The organism is Corallococcus macrosporus (genome assembly GCF_017302985.1).
Taxonomy (GTDB): Bacteria; Myxococcota; Myxococcia; order Myxococcales; family Myxococcaceae; genus Corallococcus; species Corallococcus macrosporus_A.
On record NZ_JAFIMU010000008.1, the window covers coordinates 91731 to 112477 of the forward strand.

General features: G+C 68.9%; 14 protein-coding genes and 2 tRNA genes. 12 read left to right on the top strand and 4 right to left on the bottom strand.

Annotated features, from left to right (window positions below):
* The first annotated feature begins 27 nt into the window (after nucleotides 1–27).
* The 7 genes from JYK02_RS27200 (at nucleotide 28) to JYK02_RS27230 (ending at nucleotide 9416) form a co-directional block, all read left to right on the top strand.
* Nucleotides 28–3711: an AsmA family protein gene (locus JYK02_RS27200; RefSeq protein ID WP_207055455.1), complete on the top strand. Its 3684-nt coding sequence runs from the start codon at nucleotides 28–30 to the stop codon at nucleotides 3709–3711.
* Nucleotides 3708–4247 carry a DUF1318 domain-containing protein gene (locus JYK02_RS27205; protein ID WP_207055457.1) on the top strand — a complete coding sequence of 180 codons (540 nt, stop codon included), beginning with the start codon at nucleotides 3708–3710 and terminating at the stop codon, nucleotides 4245–4247. Before JYK02_RS27200 ends, JYK02_RS27205 begins: the two co-directional genes overlap by 4 nt.
* Nucleotides 4241–7729, top strand: a complete 3489-nt coding sequence (locus JYK02_RS27210) for a PD40 domain-containing protein (protein ID WP_207055459.1) — start codon at nucleotides 4241–4243, stop codon at nucleotides 7727–7729. The genes JYK02_RS27205 and JYK02_RS27210 overlap by 7 nt, the downstream gene beginning before the upstream one ends.
* 102 nt (nucleotides 7730–7831) lie before the next feature.
* Nucleotides 7832–8323, top strand: a complete 492-nt coding sequence (locus tag JYK02_RS27215; protein WP_207055460.1) for a Spy/CpxP family protein refolding chaperone — start codon at nucleotides 7832–7834, stop codon at nucleotides 8321–8323.
* A gap of 380 nt (nucleotides 8324–8703) precedes the next feature.
* Nucleotides 8704–8775: transfer RNA gene (locus tag JYK02_RS27220), tRNA-Val, on the top strand.
* Nucleotides 8776–8796: 21 nt separating this feature from the next.
* Nucleotides 8797–8873 (top strand) — tRNA-Asp (locus JYK02_RS27225).
* A gap of 105 nt (nucleotides 8874–8978) precedes the next feature.
* Nucleotides 8979–9416 (top strand): DUF3592 domain-containing protein, encoded by a 438-nt coding sequence (locus JYK02_RS27230; protein ID WP_207055461.1) that lies wholly within the window; start codon nucleotides 8979–8981, stop codon nucleotides 9414–9416.
* A 36-nt stretch (nucleotides 9417–9452) separates the two neighbouring features.
* On the opposite strand, the gene JYK02_RS27235 is transcribed toward JYK02_RS27230, so the two are convergent.
* Entirely contained in the window at nucleotides 9453–11627 is a 2175-nt protein-coding gene (locus JYK02_RS27235) for a hypothetical protein (protein ID WP_207055462.1), read from the bottom strand.
* 375 nt (nucleotides 11628–12002) lie between these two features.
* Between JYK02_RS27235 and JYK02_RS27240 the strand changes: the two genes are divergently transcribed.
* The 3 genes from JYK02_RS27240 to JYK02_RS27250 all read left to right on the top strand — a co-directional run bounded on the left by JYK02_RS27240 (nucleotide 12003) and on the right by JYK02_RS27250 (nucleotide 15746).
* On the top strand, nucleotides 12003–13304 hold the full coding sequence (locus JYK02_RS27240) for a hypothetical protein (RefSeq protein WP_242589270.1): 1302 nt from the start codon (nucleotides 12003–12005) through the stop codon (nucleotides 13302–13304).
* Nucleotides 13305–13541: 237 nt separating this feature from the next.
* Nucleotides 13542–15311 carry a hypothetical protein gene (locus tag JYK02_RS27245; RefSeq protein ID WP_207055464.1) on the top strand — a complete coding sequence of 590 codons (1770 nt, stop codon included), beginning with the start codon at nucleotides 13542–13544 and terminating at the stop codon, nucleotides 15309–15311.
* 39 nt (nucleotides 15312–15350) lie between these two features.
* Nucleotides 15351–15746, top strand: coding sequence for a hypothetical protein (locus JYK02_RS27250; RefSeq protein ID WP_207055465.1), 396 nt, complete (start codon nucleotides 15351–15353; stop codon nucleotides 15744–15746).
* Here JYK02_RS27250 and JYK02_RS27255 read toward each other — a convergent pair.
* A complete protein-coding gene (locus tag JYK02_RS27255) occupies nucleotides 15716–16996 on the bottom strand; it encodes a sterol desaturase family protein (RefSeq protein ID WP_207055466.1) in 1281 nt (426 codons plus the stop codon). The genes JYK02_RS27250 and JYK02_RS27255 overlap by 31 nt on opposite strands.
* Before the next feature lie 67 nt (nucleotides 16997–17063).
* On the opposite strand from JYK02_RS27255, the gene JYK02_RS27260 reads away from it, so the two are divergent.
* Nucleotides 17064–17651: a cyclic nucleotide-binding domain-containing protein gene (locus JYK02_RS27260; protein WP_207055468.1), complete on the top strand. Its 588-nt coding sequence runs from the start codon at nucleotides 17064–17066 to the stop codon at nucleotides 17649–17651.
* 76 nt (nucleotides 17652–17727) lie between these two features.
* Nucleotides 17728–18138 (top strand): hypothetical protein, encoded by a 411-nt coding sequence (locus tag JYK02_RS27265; RefSeq protein WP_207055471.1) that lies wholly within the window; start codon nucleotides 17728–17730, stop codon nucleotides 18136–18138.
* Nucleotides 18139–18159: 21 nt separating this feature from the next.
* Here JYK02_RS27265 and JYK02_RS27270 read toward each other — a convergent pair whose 3' ends face one another.
* Nucleotides 18160–19146: a hypothetical protein gene (locus tag JYK02_RS27270; RefSeq protein ID WP_207055473.1), complete on the bottom strand. Its 987-nt coding sequence runs from the start codon at nucleotides 19144–19146 to the stop codon at nucleotides 18160–18162.
* Between the two features lie 48 nt (nucleotides 19147–19194).
* Nucleotides 19195–20640 (bottom strand): glycoside hydrolase family 43 protein, encoded by a 1446-nt coding sequence (locus JYK02_RS27275; protein ID WP_207055475.1) that lies wholly within the window; start codon nucleotides 20638–20640, stop codon nucleotides 19195–19197.
* Between the last annotated feature and the right edge of the window lie 107 nt (nucleotides 20641–20747).

Here is a 20747-nt window from a genome sequence, read left to right on the forward strand (position 1 = left end):
GCTGGCCGGTCGCCTCGACGGAACAACATGGACTCCCCCGGTGCTGGACGGCCTCGTCGGCGATTGACGCGAATCATCGCGGGCGCGCTCCTGATCATTCTCGCGACGTTCGTGCTCCTGCTGGTCGCGGTCGTGACCGCGTTGCACCACCTGGATCATCCCTGGCTCAAGGCGCGCATCGTCTCCGAGGTGCAGGCCGCCACGGGCGTGCGGCTGGACTACCAGACCGCGCGCATCGACGTGCTCTCCGGGCTGCGTCTGGAAGGCCTGGTGGTGTGGACGCCGCCGCCGTTCCAGTCCGTCGCCCCGGAGCTGCTGCGCGTCGGCACGCTGGAGGCGTCATGGTCGCCCGGGCCCCTGCTGGAGGGGCCGGTCCGGGTGGAGCGCGTGGTGGTGCGGGACGCGGCCCTCGTCCTGGTGGCGGATGAACACGGAACCACGTCCCTCACGAACCTGACCGGCCCCGCGGAGCCCGAGCCGCTCGATGAAGCCGCTCCCGGACTTTCGCGTCAGGTCGCGGACCTCTTCGCCACCCCGCTCCCCGTCGCGAACATCGCGCTGTCGGGCGTGTCGCTGACGTACCTCCGCGTCCAGGGCGGCGCGGTGGTGGACCGCTGGTCGCTGCGCGGGCTCGACGCCGGAATCGAAGCGAAGCCCCAGGACAAGGGCTGGAAGCTCCTCGTGGACCTGGGCCAGAGCGGGAAGCCCCTGCCCCTGACGCTGAACCGTGAAGGCCCGGCCGTCCCTTCCGCCGAAGCCCTGTTGGAGCTGGCCCTGTCGGTGGAAGCGAACGCGGACGCCGCACGCGTGAAGGTGGAACTGGACGCCGCGCGACAGACCTTCGATCCGCGCTTCACGCTCCGCTCGCTGCTGCACGGCGCGGTGACGGCGAAGTTCGACGTGGCGAAGCAGCTCACCACCGTGGAGCTGGACCGCACGCGGCTGACCGACGGCGCCGAGGTGCAGGCCCAGGTGGTGCTGCCGGACTCAGCGGAGGTCCCGCCCGTCCTGACGAGCGCCCTGGCGGACATGGACCTGGGGCGGCTGATGCAGTGGATCCCCGCGGACCTGGTGCCGTTCACGCTCAAGGGCGGCAAGGCGCACCTGGAGGCCCGGGACGTCACGCTCAGCGACGTGCCCCAGCTGGGGGCGCAGGGACGGGTCGGGCTGGACGTGGACGTGGCCCAGCTCCTCTTCGTCCAGGAGGCGCTCCGCGTGCAACTCGGCGGTGGGCGCATCTCGCTGACGGCGACCCCGGATGCGCCGCAGGGGCTGTCCACGCGGCTCACGTTCGCGCTCCAGGCCTTGGACGTCGGGGGCGCCACCCCGCTCCGCGTTCCGAAGGCCTCCGGTGAGCTGACGGGGCGCCAGCTGCGGCCCGACCTCGCCTCGCCCTTCCGGGTCGCGGGGGATGCGGCGCTCTCAGCCAAGGTGGACGCGCTGGACGTCCGCGCCTCCGGGCTCCATGCGACGGCGGAGCGGCTGGGCCTCCAGCTCCAGGCACCGCTGACGGCGAAGCCTCCCTTCGCGCTGAAGGCGGACCTGCCGGTGGAGTCGCTCCGCGTGGTGACCGCGGACGGCCGCGAGGTGCTGAAGGGTCCCGCGCGCATGCAGCTCCACGTGACGGAGGCCTTTCCCACGATGGAGGAGCCCCGGCTCAGCAAGGCCCGCGCGCGGCTGGAGCTGGACGTGGGCACGCTGCACGCGTTGCTGGAGGCCACGAAGGGCACCGACGACGTGGCGTACACGCTGGGCGTCCAGACGCCGGACCTCGTCGCCGCCCGGCCCTTCCTCCCGGATGACGTCGCCGCGCGGCTCCCCTGGAAGCAGCTCGCCGTGACGCTGGCCTCCAAGGGCAAGCTGACGTCCCTCTTCGCGCCTTCTCCCCGCGTGGAGCACCAGACGGAGCTGGGCCTGCAGCGGCCGGGCTGGGACGACGTGTCGGCGGGCAGTGCCGCCATCGTGTTGCAATCGCAGGGGGATGACTGGAAGCACAAGGGAGCGCTGGACCTGCGGATCGAAGGACTGCGCATCGGTGAGAGCGACGCGGGCGCCCAGCACCAGACGCTGACGTTCGACGTGGACCGCCGCAACCTCCAGCTCCGGTTGGGGCTCACCGGACACACGGGCCTGAAGCTCTCCGCGAACGCGGCGCTGGCGTTCAACCGCAAGGCCCGCGCGCTCCGGGTGGACGTGACGGGCGACTTCCCGCCCCTGGGTCCGCTGTCGCCGCTCCTCGCCAAGGCGCGGGTGCCGCCGGAAGTGGACCCCTCGAAGCTCGCGATGACCGGCGAGCTGCACGGCACCCTCACCGGCCTCATCACGCACCTGGGCTCCGACGGCAGCTTCCGCCTGGCCCCCATGCCGCCGCGCGCCGCCAGCTTCGAGGGCAAGGCCCAGGTGGACCTGCGCGGCGTGCGCTGGAAGCAGCCGGACCAGACCCTCAACATCCCCGCCCTGCGCTGGCAGGGTGAGTCCCACGCCGAAGGCTCCAACCGCACCGTCCGCACGACGCTCGCGGTGGAGAAGCTCACCGTCAGCATGAACGAGCGCCGGCTGACCTTCGCGGACCTGTCCAGCGACAGCACCGCCACCTTCACCGACCAGTGGGAGAAGGGCGACATCGCGCTGAAGCAGCGCGTGAAGGTGCGCTCGCTGGAGCAGAAGCCCGCGCTGCCCTACCCCGTCCAGGACGTGGAGGCGTCGTTCTCCGTGCTGCGCACGCCCGCTGGCGTCATCCGCATCCCGGACCTCCAACTGTCCAACGGAGGCACCCAGACGCAGCTGAAGCTGCAGGGCCGCCTGGACCTGAGCAACGACCAGCAGCGCATGGGACTGCGCGGCTCGCTGGAGCAGGACCTGGCCCACCTCGCGCGCCCGGGACAGCTGGAGAGCAGCGGCAAGGCCACGGTGGACTTCCGCGTGGCATCGCCCGACCTGACCGTCTTCCGCACGCTCTCCAGCCTCAAGCTCCAGGACGTGAACGTGCGGATGCCCGAGTCCGGCATCGCCGTGGAGGCGCTCAACGGCGACGTGCCGCTGACGGAGAACGTGGAGGTCTCGCAGGACGGCGTGCGGCTCCTGAACGACCTGGACGTCAATCCGTACTCGATGCTGCGCTTCGCGGATCAGCACCCGCTGCTCACGAACAGCGGCTTCATGTCCGCGGACCGCATCACCACGCCGTGGGTCACCATCGCGCCGCTGGCGGGCAACCTGTCCATCAACCAGAACGTGTTCTCCATGAGCCAGTTGGAGATGGGCGTGCGCGGAGGCCGCATCACCGGCCAGTGCATGCTGGACTATCAGGGCAAGCGCTCCACGCTGGAGGCCCACGTGCGGGCGACAGGCGTGAAGTCCTCCCGGGGTGAGCCCTTCGACGGCAACGCCGCCATGGTCATCTCCGCGAAGGACCGCAGCATCAACGGGCGCGCGGAGATATTGCGCATCGGCAACCGCCACCTGCTGGACCTGCTCGACCTGGAGGACCCGCGCCACGCCGACCCCGCCACCAACCGCGTCCGCTACGCGTTGAGCCTGGGCTATCCGGAGCACGTGCGCGTGAGCTTCAAGCAGGGCTTTGGCAGCCTGCTCATCACCATGGGCGGTCTGGCCCGGCTGGTCAGCATCGATGAAATCCGGGGCATCCCCCTGGGCCCCATCGTCGACCGCCTCATCACTTCCATGTTCCCCCCAGAGGCCCTCCCATGACCCGCCGTGGATTGCTGCTCATGGCCACCCTCGCCGCCCACGGGTGCATCAGCGCCCCGGAGATCGTCATGGTGGACCGCGCGACGGCGCTCGAGGAGCAGGCCGCGGGCTCCTACAAGGACGTGGAGCAGCGGCTCGCGCGCGCGGGCATGAACCCCACGCCAGTACCGCTGACGCCCAACCAGCTGGAGGACCTGGGCATCCAGCCTCCGCCGCTGGTGGAGAACCTGGGCAAGACGCAGGCGGACCGCGTGGACGACCTGGTGCGCCGTCACTGCGTGGGCGAGGGCAAGGACGGGCTCCTGGTCGTCACCCGGAAGCAGTGCACGGCTGGCCGCGTGTCGGCGGACGACACCGCCATGGTGGAGCGGGTGAACCGGGCCCGGCGGCAGCTGTGGCAGTGGATGCGGACGGTGCGCCCCGGCGTGCCGGAGGAGACGCTGCGCCGCAACTGGCAGCAGGCGCACGCGGAAGGCGTCGTCTGCGGCGGCTGGGTGGAGGCCGCGGACGGCACCTGGGGAGAGAAGAAGTGCTGAACTTCCGAGCCCCCTGGGCCCTGGCCCTCGCCGTCCTCGTCGCGACCGGCGCCTGGGCCCAGGACGACGAGAACGACGGAGGCATGCGCCAGCCCGAGCGGCTCACCGTGGGCATGGGGGACCAGTTCCTGGGGCAGCTGGGTCCCGACGAGAACTCGCTGCTGTTCGTGTCCAACCGGGACATCGCGACCGAAGTCTTCATCCAGGATCTGGAGCGGGGCCGCGAGCGCCGCCTCTTCGACGAAGGCGCGGACGTGACGTGGCCGCGCATCAGCCCCAATGGCAAACAACTGCTCTACATCTCGTTCCGGACCCAGGCCGGCGGCCAGCTCTGCATGCGCGAGCTGCCGGAGGCGAAGGAGCGCCGCTGTCTGGAAGAGGAGACCAGCGCGCTCCAGGCGGAGTGGATCGACGACACGCACATCGCGCTGGTGAGCCGCGCGACCATCCAGGGCGACCTGCGGCTGTCGAAGGTCGCATTGGGGACGGGATGGCAGGTGACGCCGCTGCTCCAGCGCAACCTGACCAGCCCGACGTTCTCTCCGGATGGGCGCTGGCTGGTGTACGTCCCCATCGAGCGCTCGGTGCGGGAGGTGGGGCCGGGCTTCGCCGCGCGAGCCGCACCGCACCTGGAGGCCGTCCGGCTGGATGTCCCCGGCGCGGCCCCCGTCCCGCTGGCGCTGGACATCCCGGGCAAGACGGGCCAGCCGGTGTTCGCGCGCGACGGACGCTCGCTGTACGTGGTGCAGTTCTTCACCGACTCCAACGGTGACGGGGTGATTGACGCGAGCGACAGCGGGGTGCTGTTCCGCGTGCCCTTCTCCCCCGAGCGCGACGACGCGCCCGCGCAGGCCGCCGCCACCAGCCCGGATCAGCTCACCAGCCAGGGGTGGAACTGCGAGTACCCCTCCCCCACCGCCGCGTCGCTCATCACGACCTGTTCCCGGGGCCAGTCGCTGGACGTGTACCGGCTGCCGCTGGATGGCCAGGTGCCCCACGAGTGGGATGCGCCCCGCCTCAACGAAGAGCTGGGCATGGTGGGCCGGCGCGCGGATCAGCTCATCCTCTACCGCCAGCGGCTGCTGCTCGAAAAGCGGCCCAAGATCCGCCGGCTGTTGTTGATGCGCCTGAGCCAGCTCCACCTGGCCTATGGCGACTTCGACGCCGCGGACTACTACGCCGGCCACATGCACCGGGTGGAGGATCCCGCCACCGCGGGGCTGTCCGAGCCGTTACGGCTGCTCATCGCGCACCGGCGCGCACTGAAGGAGCGCGACCGGGGCCGCATGGTGGACGAACTTCAGGAGGCCGAGCGCCAGCGCATGGCGGCGCTGGACCCCGCCGTCGCGCCCAGCCCTCCCTCCGCCGTCTTCCAGCACGTCATCCGCAGCGAGCTGGCGCAGTCCACCGGCGACTTCGCGCTCGCGAAGCAGGAGCTGGAGGCGGCCCTGCTGACGGACACCACGCCGCGCGCGGTGCTGGAGGCCTGGTACGAACAGGCGGACGCGCTGTACCGCGAACTCGATGACCGGGAGGCGCTGGTCGCCGCGGGCCGTCAGCTCTCCCAGAACAAGGTCTTCAAGGCGGATGATCAGCTGGACTTCGCGCGGGCCGCCGTCCGGGCGCTGTACCGGGGGCGCACGTACGCGGAGGCGGACGCCGCCATGGCCCAGGCGCTCACCGCGGAGCCCGCGGGGACTCCGTATGCCTTTGCCCTGGAGCTGGGCCGCCGCGTCAATGCGTTGAACGAGGAGCGCCCTCCCCGCCCCGTCCGGGACGCGCTGGTCGCCTTCTACCAGCAACAGCAGGATCCGCTCCGCCGCCGCATGGTGGTGCAGGACACCGCCGAGCGCGCGGCGAGCCTGGGAGCCGACGGCGTGATGGAAGCCCTGGCCACGCTCTACGTGGACGACGCCCCGGCCGGCACCGAGGAGCGGCGCCGCGCGGAGCGGCTGTTCCGCCGCGCGCTGATGGGCCGCGCCTACCGCCGCATGGGCCGGGACCGGATGGACGAGGCCCGCGCAGACTTCGACCTGGTGACGCGGCGGACGGGCTCGCTGGAGAGCGCCGTCGAGTCCATGAGCCTGCGCCTGCGCGCGGGCGTGGCCCCGGAGGTGATCATCCAGGAGGTCACCACCGACGTGCCGGGCAAGGCCGTGTCGCTGTCGCACTTCGTGAAGGCCTACGTGACGACGCGCCGGCTGTCCAAGCTGGATGACGACGCCCACGCGCAGGCGGTGAAGACCGGCCTCACGGAGCTGCGCGCGGCGTGGCAGGAGCTCAAGAACCAGCGCGAGGTGCAGGCCCTCATGGGGGCCATCCACCACGAGGACTTCCTGCGCGGCCGGAACCCCGCCGCCGCCGAGCGCGCCAACCGGCACTACCTGGTCGCCCTGGACCTGGTGCGCAACAACGCGCGCTACAAGGCCATGATCCTGGGCGCGCTGGGGCTGCTGCACACGCAGGTGGGCAACTACCACATCGCCCTGGGCTACCTGGATGAGCGCGACAAGCTGCCCTACGCGGACAGCGCGGCGGGCCTGTCCGTGGCCCTGGCCCGCGCCCGCGCCCTGCTGCACGTCAACCGCGAGGCGGAGGCCGCGCAGTCCGCGGAGAAGGCCCTGGCCATGGTGGAGGCCGCGCCGAAGCTGGCCGCCCGGTTCACCCCGTTGGTGATGGATCGCGCGGCGCTCTACAACCTGGCCGCGGGCCGCTTCGAGCAGGCCCTGGCGCTCTACGACCGCGCGCTGCCCGGCATCGAAGCCGGGCCCCGCGACGAGGAGGGCCTGCGCAACCGGCTGGTGCTGCGGCTGGCTCGCGGCGCCGCGGCGCTGGGCGCGGACAAGCCCCAGCGGACGCTGGAGGACCTGGACCAGGTGGACCGCGACCTGGGGACGCCGGCCGTGCGGGCCACGCTGAAGCAGGCGCACGCCACGCCCGCGTTCGTCCAGCGCGCGTACCGGATCATCGCCGCGGGGCTGCGCGCCAACGCGGAGACGCGGCTCGGGCGCATGGACGCCGCCGCCCGCGCGCTGGAGCAGCGGCGCGCGCTGTTCCTGGAGCAATTCGACGAATCGGATCGCGACGAGGACATCCGCGCGGTGACGCTCGCGGAGCTGCGGCTGGCGGAGAACGCCGTGGACCGGAGGAATCCCGCGCAGGCGGCCCAGTGGCTGGGCAAGGCGCTGGAGCACGCGGACTCGCTGATGGCGCGCACCCACGCACCGGTCGATGCCGGCCAGTTGGACGTGCTCTGGTTCGCGGCGCAGCTGCAGTCCGAGGACAGGACGCGCATGCCCTTCGACGTGCCCCAGCGGATGAGCCAGGCGCGGCGCACGCTCATCGAGCAGCGCGACCCGGCGTGGCGCGCCTGGCTGGCGTGGTTCAACATCTATGTGGCGCTCAGCGGCACCGAGGGCTCCCTCCCGGTCGCCGGAGAGGCGCCAGCCCCGGCGCAGGACGCCCGCACGGCCGCCGAGTAGCAGCGCGAAACACAATCGGTAACGCGCGGGACATTTTCGCGGCACATGGCGGGAGCACCTTTCACCGTGCGGTCATCACGCGCACGCTGGAGGTACGTCACCATGAAGCGCCAACTGTTCATGCTGGGCCTGCTGTTCGCCGTTCCCGCCTTCGCCGGATCCACCACCACTCCCGCGCAGGACGCGTCCCAGGGCGCGCGCCGGCCGCCCCCGTTCGAGCGCAAGTCGCCCGTCCAGGTGCTCCTCGACCACCGCCAGGACCTGGCCCTCACCGACGCCCAGGCCTCGAGCCTCACCCAGATTCAGACGGCGCTCGACGCGAAGAACGCGCCCGTGAAGCAGTCCCTGGAGGCCCTGCGTCCGCCCGCGCCGCCGGACCGGAACACCCCGCCGTCCGCCGAGGACCAGGCCCGCCACGAGCAGGCCCGGGACCTGTTCGAGCAGCTCCGCGCCAACGTCATGGCCTCGTACCAGGAGGCGGAGCAGGTGCTGACGGACGCCCAGAAGTCCCAGGCCCGCACCCTCCTGGAGACGGAGCACCGCTCGCACGGCCCGGGCCACGGCGGCCGGGGCGGTCCTCCCCGGGGCGAATAGCCCCCCACTCCGGGTCCGGCCGCCTCAGCGCCAGGACGGCTGGAAGCCCGGCGGGTTGGAATGTCGTTTCCTGAAAGTCACGAACTCCCCGTCAGGATGTCAGACGGCCTCCGTATGTTGAGGAGCATGGAGGCGATGATGCAGACGATGTTGGTGTTCGTGCCGGTGGCCCTGCTGGTGGGCGCCGTGGTGATGATTCCCCGTTCCCGCCGCCGCGTGCGGCGGTGGAAGGTGCGGGCCGGGTAACCGGATCCGCGCCTGTCGGATCCGCCGCCTTCCAGGGGGGCGGAGCTGAATTCGGGGGCCTCGAAAACAGATGCTTGACGGGGGCGGAGGGGGACGGTACAAGCCGCCTCACTGAATCACGGCGGGGCCGCGCAGGGCGGATAGCTCAGCGGTAGAGCGGCGCCCTTACAAGGCGATGGTCACAGGTTCAATCCCTGTTCCGCCCATCAAGATTTTGAAGTGTTTGTGGGGAGTTAGTTCAGTTGGTTAGAACGCCGGCCTGTCACGCCGGAGGCCACGGGTTCAAGTCCCGTACTCCTCGCCACTAGAGAGGCCCGGAACCGAAAGGTTCCGGGCCTTTCGCTTTTCTGGCCGCCGAGGCCCCATGCCCTCCTTCGGTTCCGGTTCCCACCCCCGACGCATGAGCCGGATGGACGGTGCCCTGTTCCTGCTCATGGGCGTCATCGTCTTCGTGGCGGTCCTGGCCATCTTCCGGCGGGACCTGCGCATCCACTCCGAGGGCGCCTGGGCTCAAGGCCGGGTGGTGAGCAAGGAGGTCCGCGCCCGGAGCCGTCTCTCCTCGGGCCGGGACTACGTGCTGCACTACGGCTTCACGCGGCAGGGCGGCGGCTGGCAGACGGCCCAGCGAGCCGTCTCCAAGGACCTGTATGAGGGCCTGCGCGCGGGCAGTGGAATCCAGGTGCTCTACGACCGCGAAGACCCCGCCCACAGCTACCCCGAGGGCGAGGGCGGCATGCCCCTGGGACTCGCCGTGCTGGCCTTCCTGATGGCCGGAGGTACCAGCATCACGGGACTGGTGATCATGCTGAGGAAGGGCCCCGAGGAAGAGGGTTCCCTCCCCTGGTGATGGGCCGGGCCGACGTCACCGGCGGTGGCTTCGCCCTCAGCGCAAATGGAAGCGGCCGCGGAGCAGTTCGTCGAGATCGGCGAGCCTGTCACCCACCTCTTCTCGTTCGTCCATGATCGTGGTGAGGAACGTGGTCTGCTCGGACGACAAGCGGCAGTTGGCCACCACGGAGACGGGCGGGCCGCTGACGAGCAGGAGCATCGCGCCGCCTCCGGGGCTGAGGTCCGCGAAGACGTAACCCGCACCGAGCTTCGAGCTCCAATAGGGGGGCTGGGACGCTGCGCGGACCAGGTAGTCGAGGCGCAGGGAGACAAGCCGGGTCGTCTTGCGTCCCCGTGATGCGGAAGTGTGACCGCGCCCGGCCGGATAGCTGAACAGCGAGCGGCTCTGGAGTTCCTTGAGCCAGGCCAGGGTCCATCGAGGTTCGGCCTGATGGGCGAGCTTGGCCGCGGCATGGTCCGCGGACAAATCCAGGTGCATCAAGGTCGACTCGCCGCCCGTCTCGCGCAGCAGGTCCACCATGCTCTTCTTGCCGATGCCCTGCCGCACGTGAACCCACTCGTGCAGGAAGAACAGCATCGAGGTTGCGAGGAACTCCTCCTGGTTGGCGATGGAGTCATCCAACTGCTGATAGCTCGGCTCGTGGAGGTAGATGCAATCCCCACGGATCTCGACCTGATCGTCCTCAACAAGGCGGGTGAAGCGTACGTCTCTTGCTCCCTCGAACATCCGAGCCAGGTCGATGCCGGCGACGGGCTCCGCCCATGGGAGGTGGAGCACGCGGCGAAATTCATCCTGGAGCCACTCCAGGCGCGACGGGCTCCGGTGGGCGAACTTGAGCCACTCCAGTTCAAGGGCGAGGACGGCCCGTAGCGCATTGGGTGTTCCACCGCACTCATCGAGAATTCGCAACGCCAGGGGCGTGTCCTGCGTCGGAGGCGCTGCCAAGAGTGCTTCCTTGAGGCCAGAGGCTACCGGCGGCCCAAGAATCGGGAAGGCCGTCAGCTTCAGAAGCGCCTCCAGTTCCTTGGCGTCCAGGCCATGCAGGCGAATCCACTCCTTGACCAGGAAGTGGGTCCAGTCCACCAGGGCCAGGGGAGCAGGGGACGCACTCGCGTTGGCGCACAGCATCTCCAATGCAAGAGCGAGCGGGGCCACCTCCATGAACCGGAGGGGCTTCGCTTGCGGAGGGGCCCGTTGAAAAGCCAGCCCCCAGGCCACCGGATGGAAGCGCTGCATGCCAGCGCTTGCGATGACTTCGAAGCTGCCATCGACGAGCCCCTGGAGGAGGGCCTGGCACGCCAAGGGCAGCTTCTCCGGCACTTCCAGGGGATGGGCGCAGGTTTCGGCCCACCAGTGCCCACGGTACATCCTGGCGACAAGCTCACGGATCAGCGTCCCCGGAGCACCTTCCGCTAGCACACGCTCCGCCGCCATCCAGAAGAGATCCCTGTGGTAGGGCCAGAAGCCCTCAGCAGACTGGGAGTGCAGAGAAACGTAACGAAGGATGAGCTGAAGTTCCGCGGGCGTACCCTCGGCGAGACACTCCAGGAGCATCGCTATCAAAGGCATCCGCTCTGGTTGACGAAGTTCCGCCGAGCCTTTTTCGATCATCCACTGCGCCAGGGGGACGAAAGACCGGAGGAACTCCGTACGTCGGCGGAACTCCAAGCGGACTTGCGCCTCTTCACCTTGCGGATCCGCCAGGCTTCCCTGCGTCGAGGCCGCGTTCGGAGATCTGCCAAAGAGCAACCGGGCGTACTCGCGCTGCGCGGCCTGGGAGAGGGAGGACAACGGCGACTGGCTCGTCAGGGCTCCCATGACATTGGCCACCAACCCCGCGTCTCCTGCCCTGGCGCTCTGTACAACCCACTTCAGCAGCGGGTCGAGGACCGGTCCTATCGAAGCCGCGGTGGCAGGAGCGGCGATGAGCTCCGTGACCACTCGCGGCAGGACGTCATGAAGCGCGGGGCTGAGCCGCGCTCCCACCAGGCGCTGGGCCAGCCTGGACACCAAGGCTTCGTCTGTCCCCTGCCGGCCGGTGCGTTTATCGACCGCGGATGCCACCTCGATCCAGAGTGAGGGTGCAACCTCCCACCACGTATCGTTCAGCCGGCTTTCGAGGATGGCGGAAGCCTCCTCCTGGGAGAGCCCCGCCGCGTAGTGCAACTGCGCTTCGACGTTGTTCCGGAATTCGTCAGCGGAGATCATGAAGTCTTCTCACAGCGGTTCGAGGGGTTCCGGCGACCAACGAGCTGCGCAAGGAACTCCTGGAACTCGTCAGGACCCAGGTGGATGTTCTTGACGACGTGCCCGTAGAGCATGGCCGAGGGGACGGTGCGTCCGCCAATGGATGTGGGGAGGGGTAACGTCCACCCCAGCTGGGTTCTCCATCCTGGACCTTCAGACAGCTTGCGAAACCACCAATGTCAGGCTTTAGACTGCCGCCCGTCGCTGCTGGGGCCTCAAAACCAGACAAACGAAGGGGGCGTGGCCTCGAGGGCCACGGGACACATGAACATGAAGACTGCCAATCGACTGATGTGGATGTTGACCACGTGTGTGTGGCTTGCGGCGTGTCAGGGAATGCCCCCGGACAGCCAGACGGGCACCGAGACCATCCGCATGGAGATCTCCCTGGCGGGGGATGTCTGCGGAGTCACCTCCGCCGACGCGACGGTCTCCGCGCCGGACATGACGACCCTGGGTCCCGTGCCGCTCCAGGTGACGAACGCGACCCTCCTGGGCCGCATCTCGCAGGTCCCGGCGGGCACGGCCCGGACGGTGCGGGTGGATGCGTTCAACGGCTCCGGTCTGCTGGTGTACTCGGGAAGCACCCAGGTGGATGTGGTCGCGGGCAGCGTCACCTCGGCCAACATCGTCCTGCGTCGCGACCTCCCGAACTGCCCCAAGGCGCCGGGCACCGGTGACATCGACATCACGGGGACGCTGGACACGGGCGAGCCTTCCTCCGACGCGGGCACGCCCGACGGTGGCTCGCTCCCGGATGGCGGCCTCGTCCTTGACGGCGCGCAGCTCGCCTTCAACCTGGACGACGCCACGCTGACCTCCGGCGGCGTCATCCACTTCTTCGACCGCACCGCGGACCGGGTCCACCGGCTGGACGTGGTCAACCGCAGCTTCCTGAGCTCCTACGCGGGCACGGCGGACGCCGTGTCCATGGCGGTGTCTCCGGACGGGGCCACCACGTACCTGGCCTATACCGGCGGGCGCATCGACGCGTTCTCCAACGATGGCACCACCCGCTTCTTCGCGGCGGCGCCGGAGACGGTCTCCAGCATGGTGGTGGCGGGCAACTTCCTGTTCACCATCGACGGCTCGGGCGCGTGGGATTCGCACTCGCTCTACCAGCGGTCCACCGGTGCGCGCGTCGCCACGGCGGAGTGGCGCTACTCCGCCCGCAGCCTCGTGTTCTCCCCGGTGAACAAGCGCGTCTACCTGCTCAACTCGGGCGTCTCTCCGACGGACGTGACGATGGTGGACGTGGACCCCGTGACGGGAACGCTGGGCGTGGAGCGGGACTCGCCGTACCACGGTGACTACAGCCTGCCCAACCCCATCCGGCTCCTGCCGGACGAGTCGGGCGTCATGGTGGGCAGCGGCCTGTTCTTCAACGCCGCCGACCTCACCTACCGCACCAGCATGGGCCTGTCGTTCGTGGACGTCGCCTTCCACAACGGGCGCTACTACCTCATCGACACGGTGGGCAACACGACGCAGCTGCGGGTGCTGAGCAGCACCTTCGACATCCTCTCGGCCAGCTACTACCCGGGAGTCGCGAAGCGCGTGTTCGTGCACGGCGGCGAGCTGGTGCTCGTCACGGGCGTGAGCACGGGGCAGCTCCAGGTGCGCATCCTCACGCCGTAGTCACCGGCGGACAGGAACACGGTCAGAAGCCCAGTACCCTCACCGGGGTGCTGGGCTTTTTCTTCCGAGGATAAATACAGACGTGAGCACCGGGGGTATTCGTCACCCTGGCATTTCGGAGACACCCCACCAAGGGATTCCCAACCTCGCCCCACCTCTCCGGTCCTTCTGTTCTCCGCCCGAATCAGTGACCGTCTTCAGGGAAGAACGCGGGAGCGGGCAACGCGGGAGGTTGTCGTGGCTGGGTTCAAGAATGGAATCATCTGCCGCTGGAGCGTGGCGCTTCGCGCAAAGCCTCACAAGAATCCCACCCACCCATACCAGGGGGTTCTTGCGGACCTTCCTCGCGGCACCCCAGTCCAGGTGACAGGACAGCAACAAGGGTGGCTGGCCGTCACGACAACGCTGCAGGGCAAAGCACTTCATGGGTATGTCTCGCAAGAGACGGTTGCGCATTCCACTCCGCATGATTCAAAACCGCATTACGAACTGGTGCCGCATGGGAATGTGCTCATTGTCAAGGAGGTGCCAGCCGCTCAGCGCCAGAATGCACGGAACGTGCTCGCGGAGACCCAGCTCCGGGAATGTTTGAAGCGTCACTCCGTCCCAACGGTTCCAGCCTCGGCGATGGCGGGCTATCTCAATAGCCTGCATCACCTCCCGGCTTTTGACCGACATGCCCCCAGCAGCGTCTCGAAGACTCCAGGAGCTTCCGTCCCCAGTCAGAACAAGTGGCGTGGTTCCCTCGGAGAAGTTTCCGCCCAGTACAAGGGGCTGTTCCCGCAGAGGAACCTCAACATCCTCCATGCGAATCATCCTGTCTTTGACCTGAAGGGCCAGTTCGGTGGACTCAACTCGGTGAAGAGCAGCGTTCGCTCTTCGGCATCAGGAGGAGATCCTCACGCGACCTACCTGGAAGGCATGGCGGACATCCTGGGAGCCCGCGCAGGCAAGTTCACGAAAGCGAGCGGGCTGCTGTACCCACAGCTCCCGGCGGCCACTGGCACGGAGTTGATGCTGCGCGACGGCTACCTCTCCATCAACGCCAATCACGTTGCGTCATTCCGGGCTGCACTGAAAGACCCCGCCAACTACTCGAAGAAGGCATACTGGCGGCTCGCCGACCAGCTCCTGAACGCCAGGCCTGTGCGAATCCATGGCACGACGTACCGCTCGTACCAGGCGCTGAAGAGTCTCCAGCAAGCGCCCGGGACGACGCTCCGGGTGCACCGGCAGGTCGAGGAAGCGCTCCTTGACGTACGGCAGCAGCTCGCTGGCCGAGTCCGCTCCAACGGCATCAATGGGCAGCACCTTGTCCGCTTGCTCGACTTCCGACGGCAGGTGGGACTCGCCAATCTCCAGATGTCATCAGCCCAGCTCAGGACATGGCTCTTCCCGGAGCTGCTGATGACCCAGCGGTACGGCGGAGGACTGAGGGGGAACCTGGCGTCCGCGGGCATTTCCGGGGGGCGCGGCTCGATAGGTGGAGCCTTCGTCTCCATGGCCTTCGAAGGCGGCGGGATGCTGCTGAACCCGTTGCCACCAGATGCAGGGGTTCGTTTGGGCAAGGTGGGACTCGCGGGCGGTACGTCAGGGCTGGCAGGGGGATTCACTGAGAGCCTTGTGGCCGGCAACGCGGGGAGCGCCCTGGCACGTCAGCTCACCAGCCGGGGCGCGAGTTCCTGGATGGCATCCGGCCTTGGGCGGGGGGTCGGAGGCGCGGCAGGGGGCGGCGTTGCGGCCCCCGTGTTCTCGATGGCCATGCTGGCGCTTGATGCTCAGGAGCACTCAACCACGGACTATGCCGCTATCGGCACTCGTGCGGCCGTCTCTGGCGGCCTGAGTGGCGCGCTGTCAATGGCAGCCATTGGTGCGCTCGCCGGTTCAGAGGTTCCCTTGCTTGGAAATGCCGTTGGGTTCATCATCGGCTTCGCCGGGTACTACATCGTGGACGCCCTCGTGGGCGATGAAGTCGAGCAAGGAGTTCGCCGGTCGATGGGTCGGTGAACCCGGGCGCAGGACAGCCAGGGAGCAGTGGGATTGCGGGTGAAGAAGCAGATGCCAGGATGGGTGCTCGCGGGGCTGCTCTGGCTGGGAACCGCCATCCTCGTCACGGGACTTGTCTCCCATGTGAGGGCACCTGAGTCCGGGGCCACGGGACAGGTGGACTGGGTGTTCGTCGCGCTGCTGTCAACCGCCGTCACGGGGATCCTCGTCGCGATCATCCGCGAGTTCCGCGCACGCCCATCCCCCATGCAACGGGCCGCACTGGACGCGATCTTCAACGCCAGGGAGCCCGGAACCATTGGCGCGGTGGTGGTGATGAAGAACGGGACCCCGGAGGTTGTCGCCACCGTCCGCAGCCGCGATGAGTACCTCGAACTGGCCGGTTCGGGACGCCTGCCCGTGGATCATCGCGTCTTCCTTCCCGACGACGCTTGACCCGGTGCTGGGCTTCTTTCCTGGCCTTCAGTCCTCGCCTCGCCGCCGCGCGCCAGCCGCAGCCACACCAGCGAGACCATCAGCCATGACGCCGTGAGCGCGCTCCACCCCTGGGGCGCCTGGGCCCAGACCAGCCACAGCGTCACCGCCACGCCCATCGCGAGCACCCGGGCGAGCTCCAATGGCTCACTCCACCCCTTCGACTCCAGCATCCCGCTCCAGGCGGTCGCCGTTGCCCAGAGCAGCAGGCTCAGCGCGACCTTCTGCCAGCCCGACAGCGGCGAGGCGTGGTGGCTCACCAGGAGCATGAAAGGCATTGAGGCGAACAGCTGGAAGACGAGGTAGCCACGGACGCCGGGCAGCTCCCGCGAGTGGTACTTCACCTCCGCGCCGTCCTGCTTCCAGTACCCCAGCGCACGCGGAGGCAGGTCCGCCGGCCGCCAGCCCGTGGGCATCACCCAGATGCGCAGCCGGTCCCACGCACGCTTCGTGGCGAAGGCGTCCGCGAAGAGCCGGGCCCACGCCTGGAAGTTGATGGCCGTCGGGTCCCAGGTGTTCGCCGGGGTCGTCAGGCCGTAGGAGCACGGCTCGGTCTCCTCCGCGTAGGTGCCGAACATCCGGTCCCAGATGATGAGGAAGCCCGCGTAGTTCTTGTCGATGTACGCGTCATTGCGCGCGTGGTGCACGCGGTGGTGCGACGGCGTGTTCAGCCACGACTCCACCCACGCCGGGAGCCTGGGGATGACCCGCGTGTGGGGGATGAACTGGAGCACCAGGTGGAAGGCCACCATGGCCAGCACCGCCTCCGGGGGAAAGCCCACCAGCACCAGCGGCCAGTAGAACAGGAACGAGAACAGGCGCTGCGTCACGCTGGCGCGCAGGGCCACCGCGTAGTTGAGCTCCTCCGTGGAGTGGTGCGGCGAGTGGGCCGCCCAGCCGATGTTGGTGCGGTGCCCGAAGCGGTGGAACCAGTAGAAGAGGAAGTCGACGCCCAGGAAGAGCGCCACCAATGACAGCGGCGACGAAGCGTCCAGCCGCCACGGCGCGAATTGGCCCAGCGCCGTGAAGAGGGGCAGCACCAGCAGGGCCACCGCGACGTTGACGCACTGATTCATCACCGCGGTGCCCATGCTCGCGATGGAGTCCTGGAAGCTGTAGTAGCCGTTGCGCCGCGCCACGCACCAGGCGAACTCCGCCAGGGCCAGGGCGATGACGAACGGCGTGGCCACGGCATAGACGTTGATGGACATGCGCCGGGTATAGGATTCCCACGGCGGCCTCCGCCTTAACCCGGGTCAAGCCAAGGTCCTTAGCGACGTGAAATTCCCCAAGCTCTTCGAGCGCCTCGCCAGGCTGGCCCCCCTTCCTGCCGAGGAGTGGGCGAAGGCCGAGGCCGTGGCGAAGGAACAGTCGCTCGCGAAGCGCGAGCTCTTCCTGCGCCCGGGGGACGCGGCGGACCGGTTCGCCGTGGTGCTCCAGGGTGTCTTCCGGGGCGTGCGCGTGTCACCGCGCGGAGGCGAGTCCATCAAGGCCTTCCGCGCGGAGGGCGAGCTGATTGGTGCCTACGCGGAGATGCTGCAACAGCTGCCGTCGATGACATCGATTGAAGCGCTGGAGCCGAGCCGGGTGCTGGTGTTCCAGACGCGGGACTTCCAGGCGCTGGAGCAGGGCCACGTGTGCTGGGAGCGATTGGCGCGCCGGGTGGCGGAGCAGCACTTCGTCCTCAAGGAGCGCCGCGAGCAGGAGTTCCTGGACCTGTCCGCGGAGGAGCGCCTGGTGAAGTTCTGGGAGGAGCATCCGCACCTGAAGGGACGCATTCCCCAGCGCGACGTGGCGGCCTACCTGGGCATCACCGAGGTGGCCTTGAGCCGCATCATGTCCCGGCGCCGCAAGCGGGCCGAGTGAGGGACCGCCCGCACCTTGCACCCTCCCCCCTCCGCCCCCATCTTCCCGGGACAGGCGGACCGGAGCAGGGGGACACGTGCTGCAAGAGACCCGGACGACACCTTCGCAGAACGTGGGGCGCGGCCTGCTGGGCTCCGCCATGGTCTTCGCCGGCACGGGCCACCTGTCCTTCGCGCGAGCGCCCTTCCAGGCGCAGGTGCCGGACTGGGTGCCCATGGACAAGGACACCGTGGTCCTGCTCTCCGGCGTGGTGGAGATTGGACTCGGGCTGGCGCTGCTCTTCGACAAGCGGCACCGCATCCCGCTCGGGCTGGGACTGGCGGCCTTCTTCGCGGCGGTGTTCCCCGGCAACCTGCACCAGTACGACAAGCGCATCTCCGCGTTCGGTCTGGACACGGACACCCGGCGGCGGGTGCGGCTGTTCTTCCAGCCCGTGCTGATGGGCTGGGCCCTGTGGTCCACCGGCGCCACGAAGGCGTTGCGGTAGACCCCCGGGAGAGACGGGCGCTCAGCGAATGCCGGCGAACTGGGTCTCGTACACCTGGCGGTGTGACGTGCCGTTGTGCTGGACGTCCATCCGCTCCTTGGCCAGGTCCATCCGGTAGGCCTGCTTCTCGTCCGCGCTCTTCCCCTGGGTCTCCCTGGCGTATTTCAGGTAGTCCGTCGTGTAGAACGCCTTCTGGTCCTTCAGCTCGCTGTGCCCTCCGTGCGCCAGCTCGCGGCCCACCATGCCCGTGTGGAGCATGCCCTCCACCTCGAGCTTCATCTTCTTCTCCGCGTAGTCGGAGGCGGAGGTGAGCTTCTTGCCTCGGACGTCAGCGTCCAGCGCCTCGAACTGGGGGCGCCGGTGAGCGTTGTTCATCTCGAACATGAACGTGCCCGCCGCGTCCTCCGGCGACTTCCCCTTGAGCATGGGGGACATGTACACGGTCACCTTCTGGGTGGACGTGTTCCGTGCGGTATGCGAGCGGCCGTGGATCTCGCCCTCCCTCACCAGCACGCCCGCGTTGGACGTTTCGTCGAGCCGCTTCACCGCGGTCGGGCTCTTCGCCAGGAGCTGGGCGGCGTTGCCATACCCCAGCTCCGCGAAGTCCTTGAGCACGCGGTTGGGCAGCGCGTCGATCTCCGGCTGGGTGATGGCCTTGACCTTGCTGGCGGCCGCCGGGTCCGCCGGGGCGTCGGCCTGCGGCTTCACCGGCGTGTTGCCCGCCGCGCCGGCCGTGAAGGAGTCCTTCCCCGCGGGCGTGCTGGACGACGAAGCCACCACGTTGCTGCTGGAGCTGGCCTGGGCCGAGGCCTCCGGTCCCTCCACCCGCTGCTTCTTCACCGCCCCCGTCGTGCTGGCCTCGGCCTTCGGAGGCGTCGGGGAAGAAGAGCCGGACCTCGAGGGCTCCCCCAGCCCCGCGTCCGAGGCCTTGCGCTTGTTGCCAGCGACGGGAGGGGGCTGCGGGGGCGGAGGAGTGGGAGAGGATGAGCGGCTCTTGACCTTGGTCATGGAAACTCCTGGCGGGGGAGCCCATAGCCTATCATCCCCAAACGTCCGTCAGGGCATGGGACGCGAGCCGGAGGACGGGGCTTCCGGAACCGCGGGCCAGCCGTTAGGCCAGGTGATGGCATCCACGAGCATCACCCGGGCCGTGTGGGCGCTGTTCCACGCGTGATAGACCATGACCGTGTCCCCACCGGGGCCGGTGACCACGGAGTTGTGACCGGGGCCCACCCAGCCGCCCGCCGTCTTGAGGATGGGATTGCCCAGCTTGGTGTAGGGCCCCAGGGGACTCGTGGCCCGGGCCACGCCCACGGCGTAGGTGCTGTTGGCGTACGAGTTGCCGCTGTAGAAGAGGTAGTAGTAGCCGCCTCGCGCGACGACCCACGGCGCCTCCACGACGCCGCCCTCCCAGGAGAGCGTGTTGCTCATGAGCGTGCGCCGCGTGCCGGTGAGCGACAGTCCATCCGCCGACAGCGTCTGGCCATAGATGGGCGTGGACTGGCCCACCGCGTTTCCGTCCGCCTTCCACACGAGGTACGGCACGCCCGCGGTGTCATAGAAGAACGTGGCGTCAATCATTCCCATGCCCGCGTCATGCACCAGGGGCCGGCCCAGGTCCGTGAAGGGCCCCAGCGCGCTGGTGGCCGTCGCCGCGCCAATGGACAGCTTCCCGTCCTGGTGGCGCGCGGTGAAGTACGCGATGTACCGGCCGCCGACCTTGTGGATCTCCGGCGCCCAGAAGTCACCGGTGGCCCACGTGGGGCGGCGCGTGGAGGGGAAGATGTTGCCCGCGGCCGTCCAGGTGACCAGGTCCTTGGAGGTGCGCAGCGCGAACGCGTTGGCCGCGCCGCCCGACGTGCAGGCCGCGACGTACTGCGTGCCGTCGTGGATGACGCCCGGGTCCGCGCAGTCCGTGGGCACCACGGGGTTCTGGTAGAGCCCGCCACAGCCCGTGTAGCGCAGCGCGACGCCACACGCGTTGGTGCCGCTGAAGTACGGCGCCCAGTCATTGGACAGGACCGTGTAGGAATTGGGGGACGCGTTCGTGCAGCCGCGGTCCCAGGTCACGCGGCCGCCCACGTCGTCGTACTGGGCCGTGTGCCCCGAGGGGTGCAGCCACGCCGCGCCGTAGGTGACGCGCGTCGCACAGGCCTGGGTGCCGGAGCAGTCCGTGTCGAGCGCCATCACGCAGGCGTCGCGCCCGGTGAAGTAGGGCTTCCAGCCGTTGGACAGCACGGCGTAGGAGTTGGTGCCTTCGTTGACGCAACTGCCGTCCCAGGTCACCAGGCCGCTCGCGACGTCGTACATCTCCGGGTGCCCGGGGTGGATCCACCGGTCCCCGTAGGTGATGCGCGTGCTGCACGCGAGCGCCGCGCCGGACGTGCCCACCGGGGCCTCGTCCACCGGCGAGCCTTCGAAGCGCTCCTCACCACAACCCGCCGCGAGCGCGGAGAGCGCTCCGGCGAGGACCACGGCCGACAACAACGGGGGGTTCTGCATGGCTGGACCTCCAGATGAGTGAAATCCTGGATATCAGGTCTATCAGCTTTGTCGACAGCGTCCGGAAAGTTTTACATGGATTGCGGCCCTGATGCGGATTCCCTGGT

Bases quoted from the DNA above. Each gene is read 5' to 3' on its own strand.
- JYK02_RS27230 (WP_207055461.1), top strand. From the start codon at position 8,979: ATGGACGGTGCCCTGTTCCTGCTCATGGGCGTCATCGTCTTCGTGGCG.
- JYK02_RS27240 (WP_242589270.1), top strand. From the start codon at position 12,003: ATGCCCCCGGACAGCCAGACGGGCACCGAGACCATCCGCATGGAGATC.
- JYK02_RS27215 (WP_207055460.1), top strand. From the start codon at position 7,832: ATGAAGCGCCAACTGTTCATGCTGGGCCTGCTGTTCGCCGTTCCCGCC.
- JYK02_RS27270 (WP_207055473.1), bottom strand. From the start codon at position 19,146: ATGACCAAGGTCAAGAGCCGCTCATCCTCTCCCACTCCTCCGCCCCCG.
- JYK02_RS27205 (WP_207055457.1), top strand. From the start codon at position 3,708: ATGACCCGCCGTGGATTGCTGCTCATGGCCACCCTCGCCGCCCACGGG.
- JYK02_RS27200 (WP_207055455.1), top strand. From the start codon at position 28: ATGGACTCCCCCGGTGCTGGACGGCCTCGTCGGCGATTGACGCGAATC.
- JYK02_RS27235 (WP_207055462.1), bottom strand. From the start codon at position 11,627: ATGATCTCCGCTGACGAATTCCGGAACAACGTCGAAGCGCAGTTGCAC.
- JYK02_RS27255 (WP_207055466.1), bottom strand. From the start codon at position 16,996: ATGTCCATCAACGTCTATGCCGTGGCCACGCCGTTCGTCATCGCCCTG.
- JYK02_RS27275 (WP_207055475.1), bottom strand. From the start codon at position 20,640: ATGCAGAACCCCCCGTTGTTGTCGGCCGTGGTCCTCGCCGGAGCGCTC.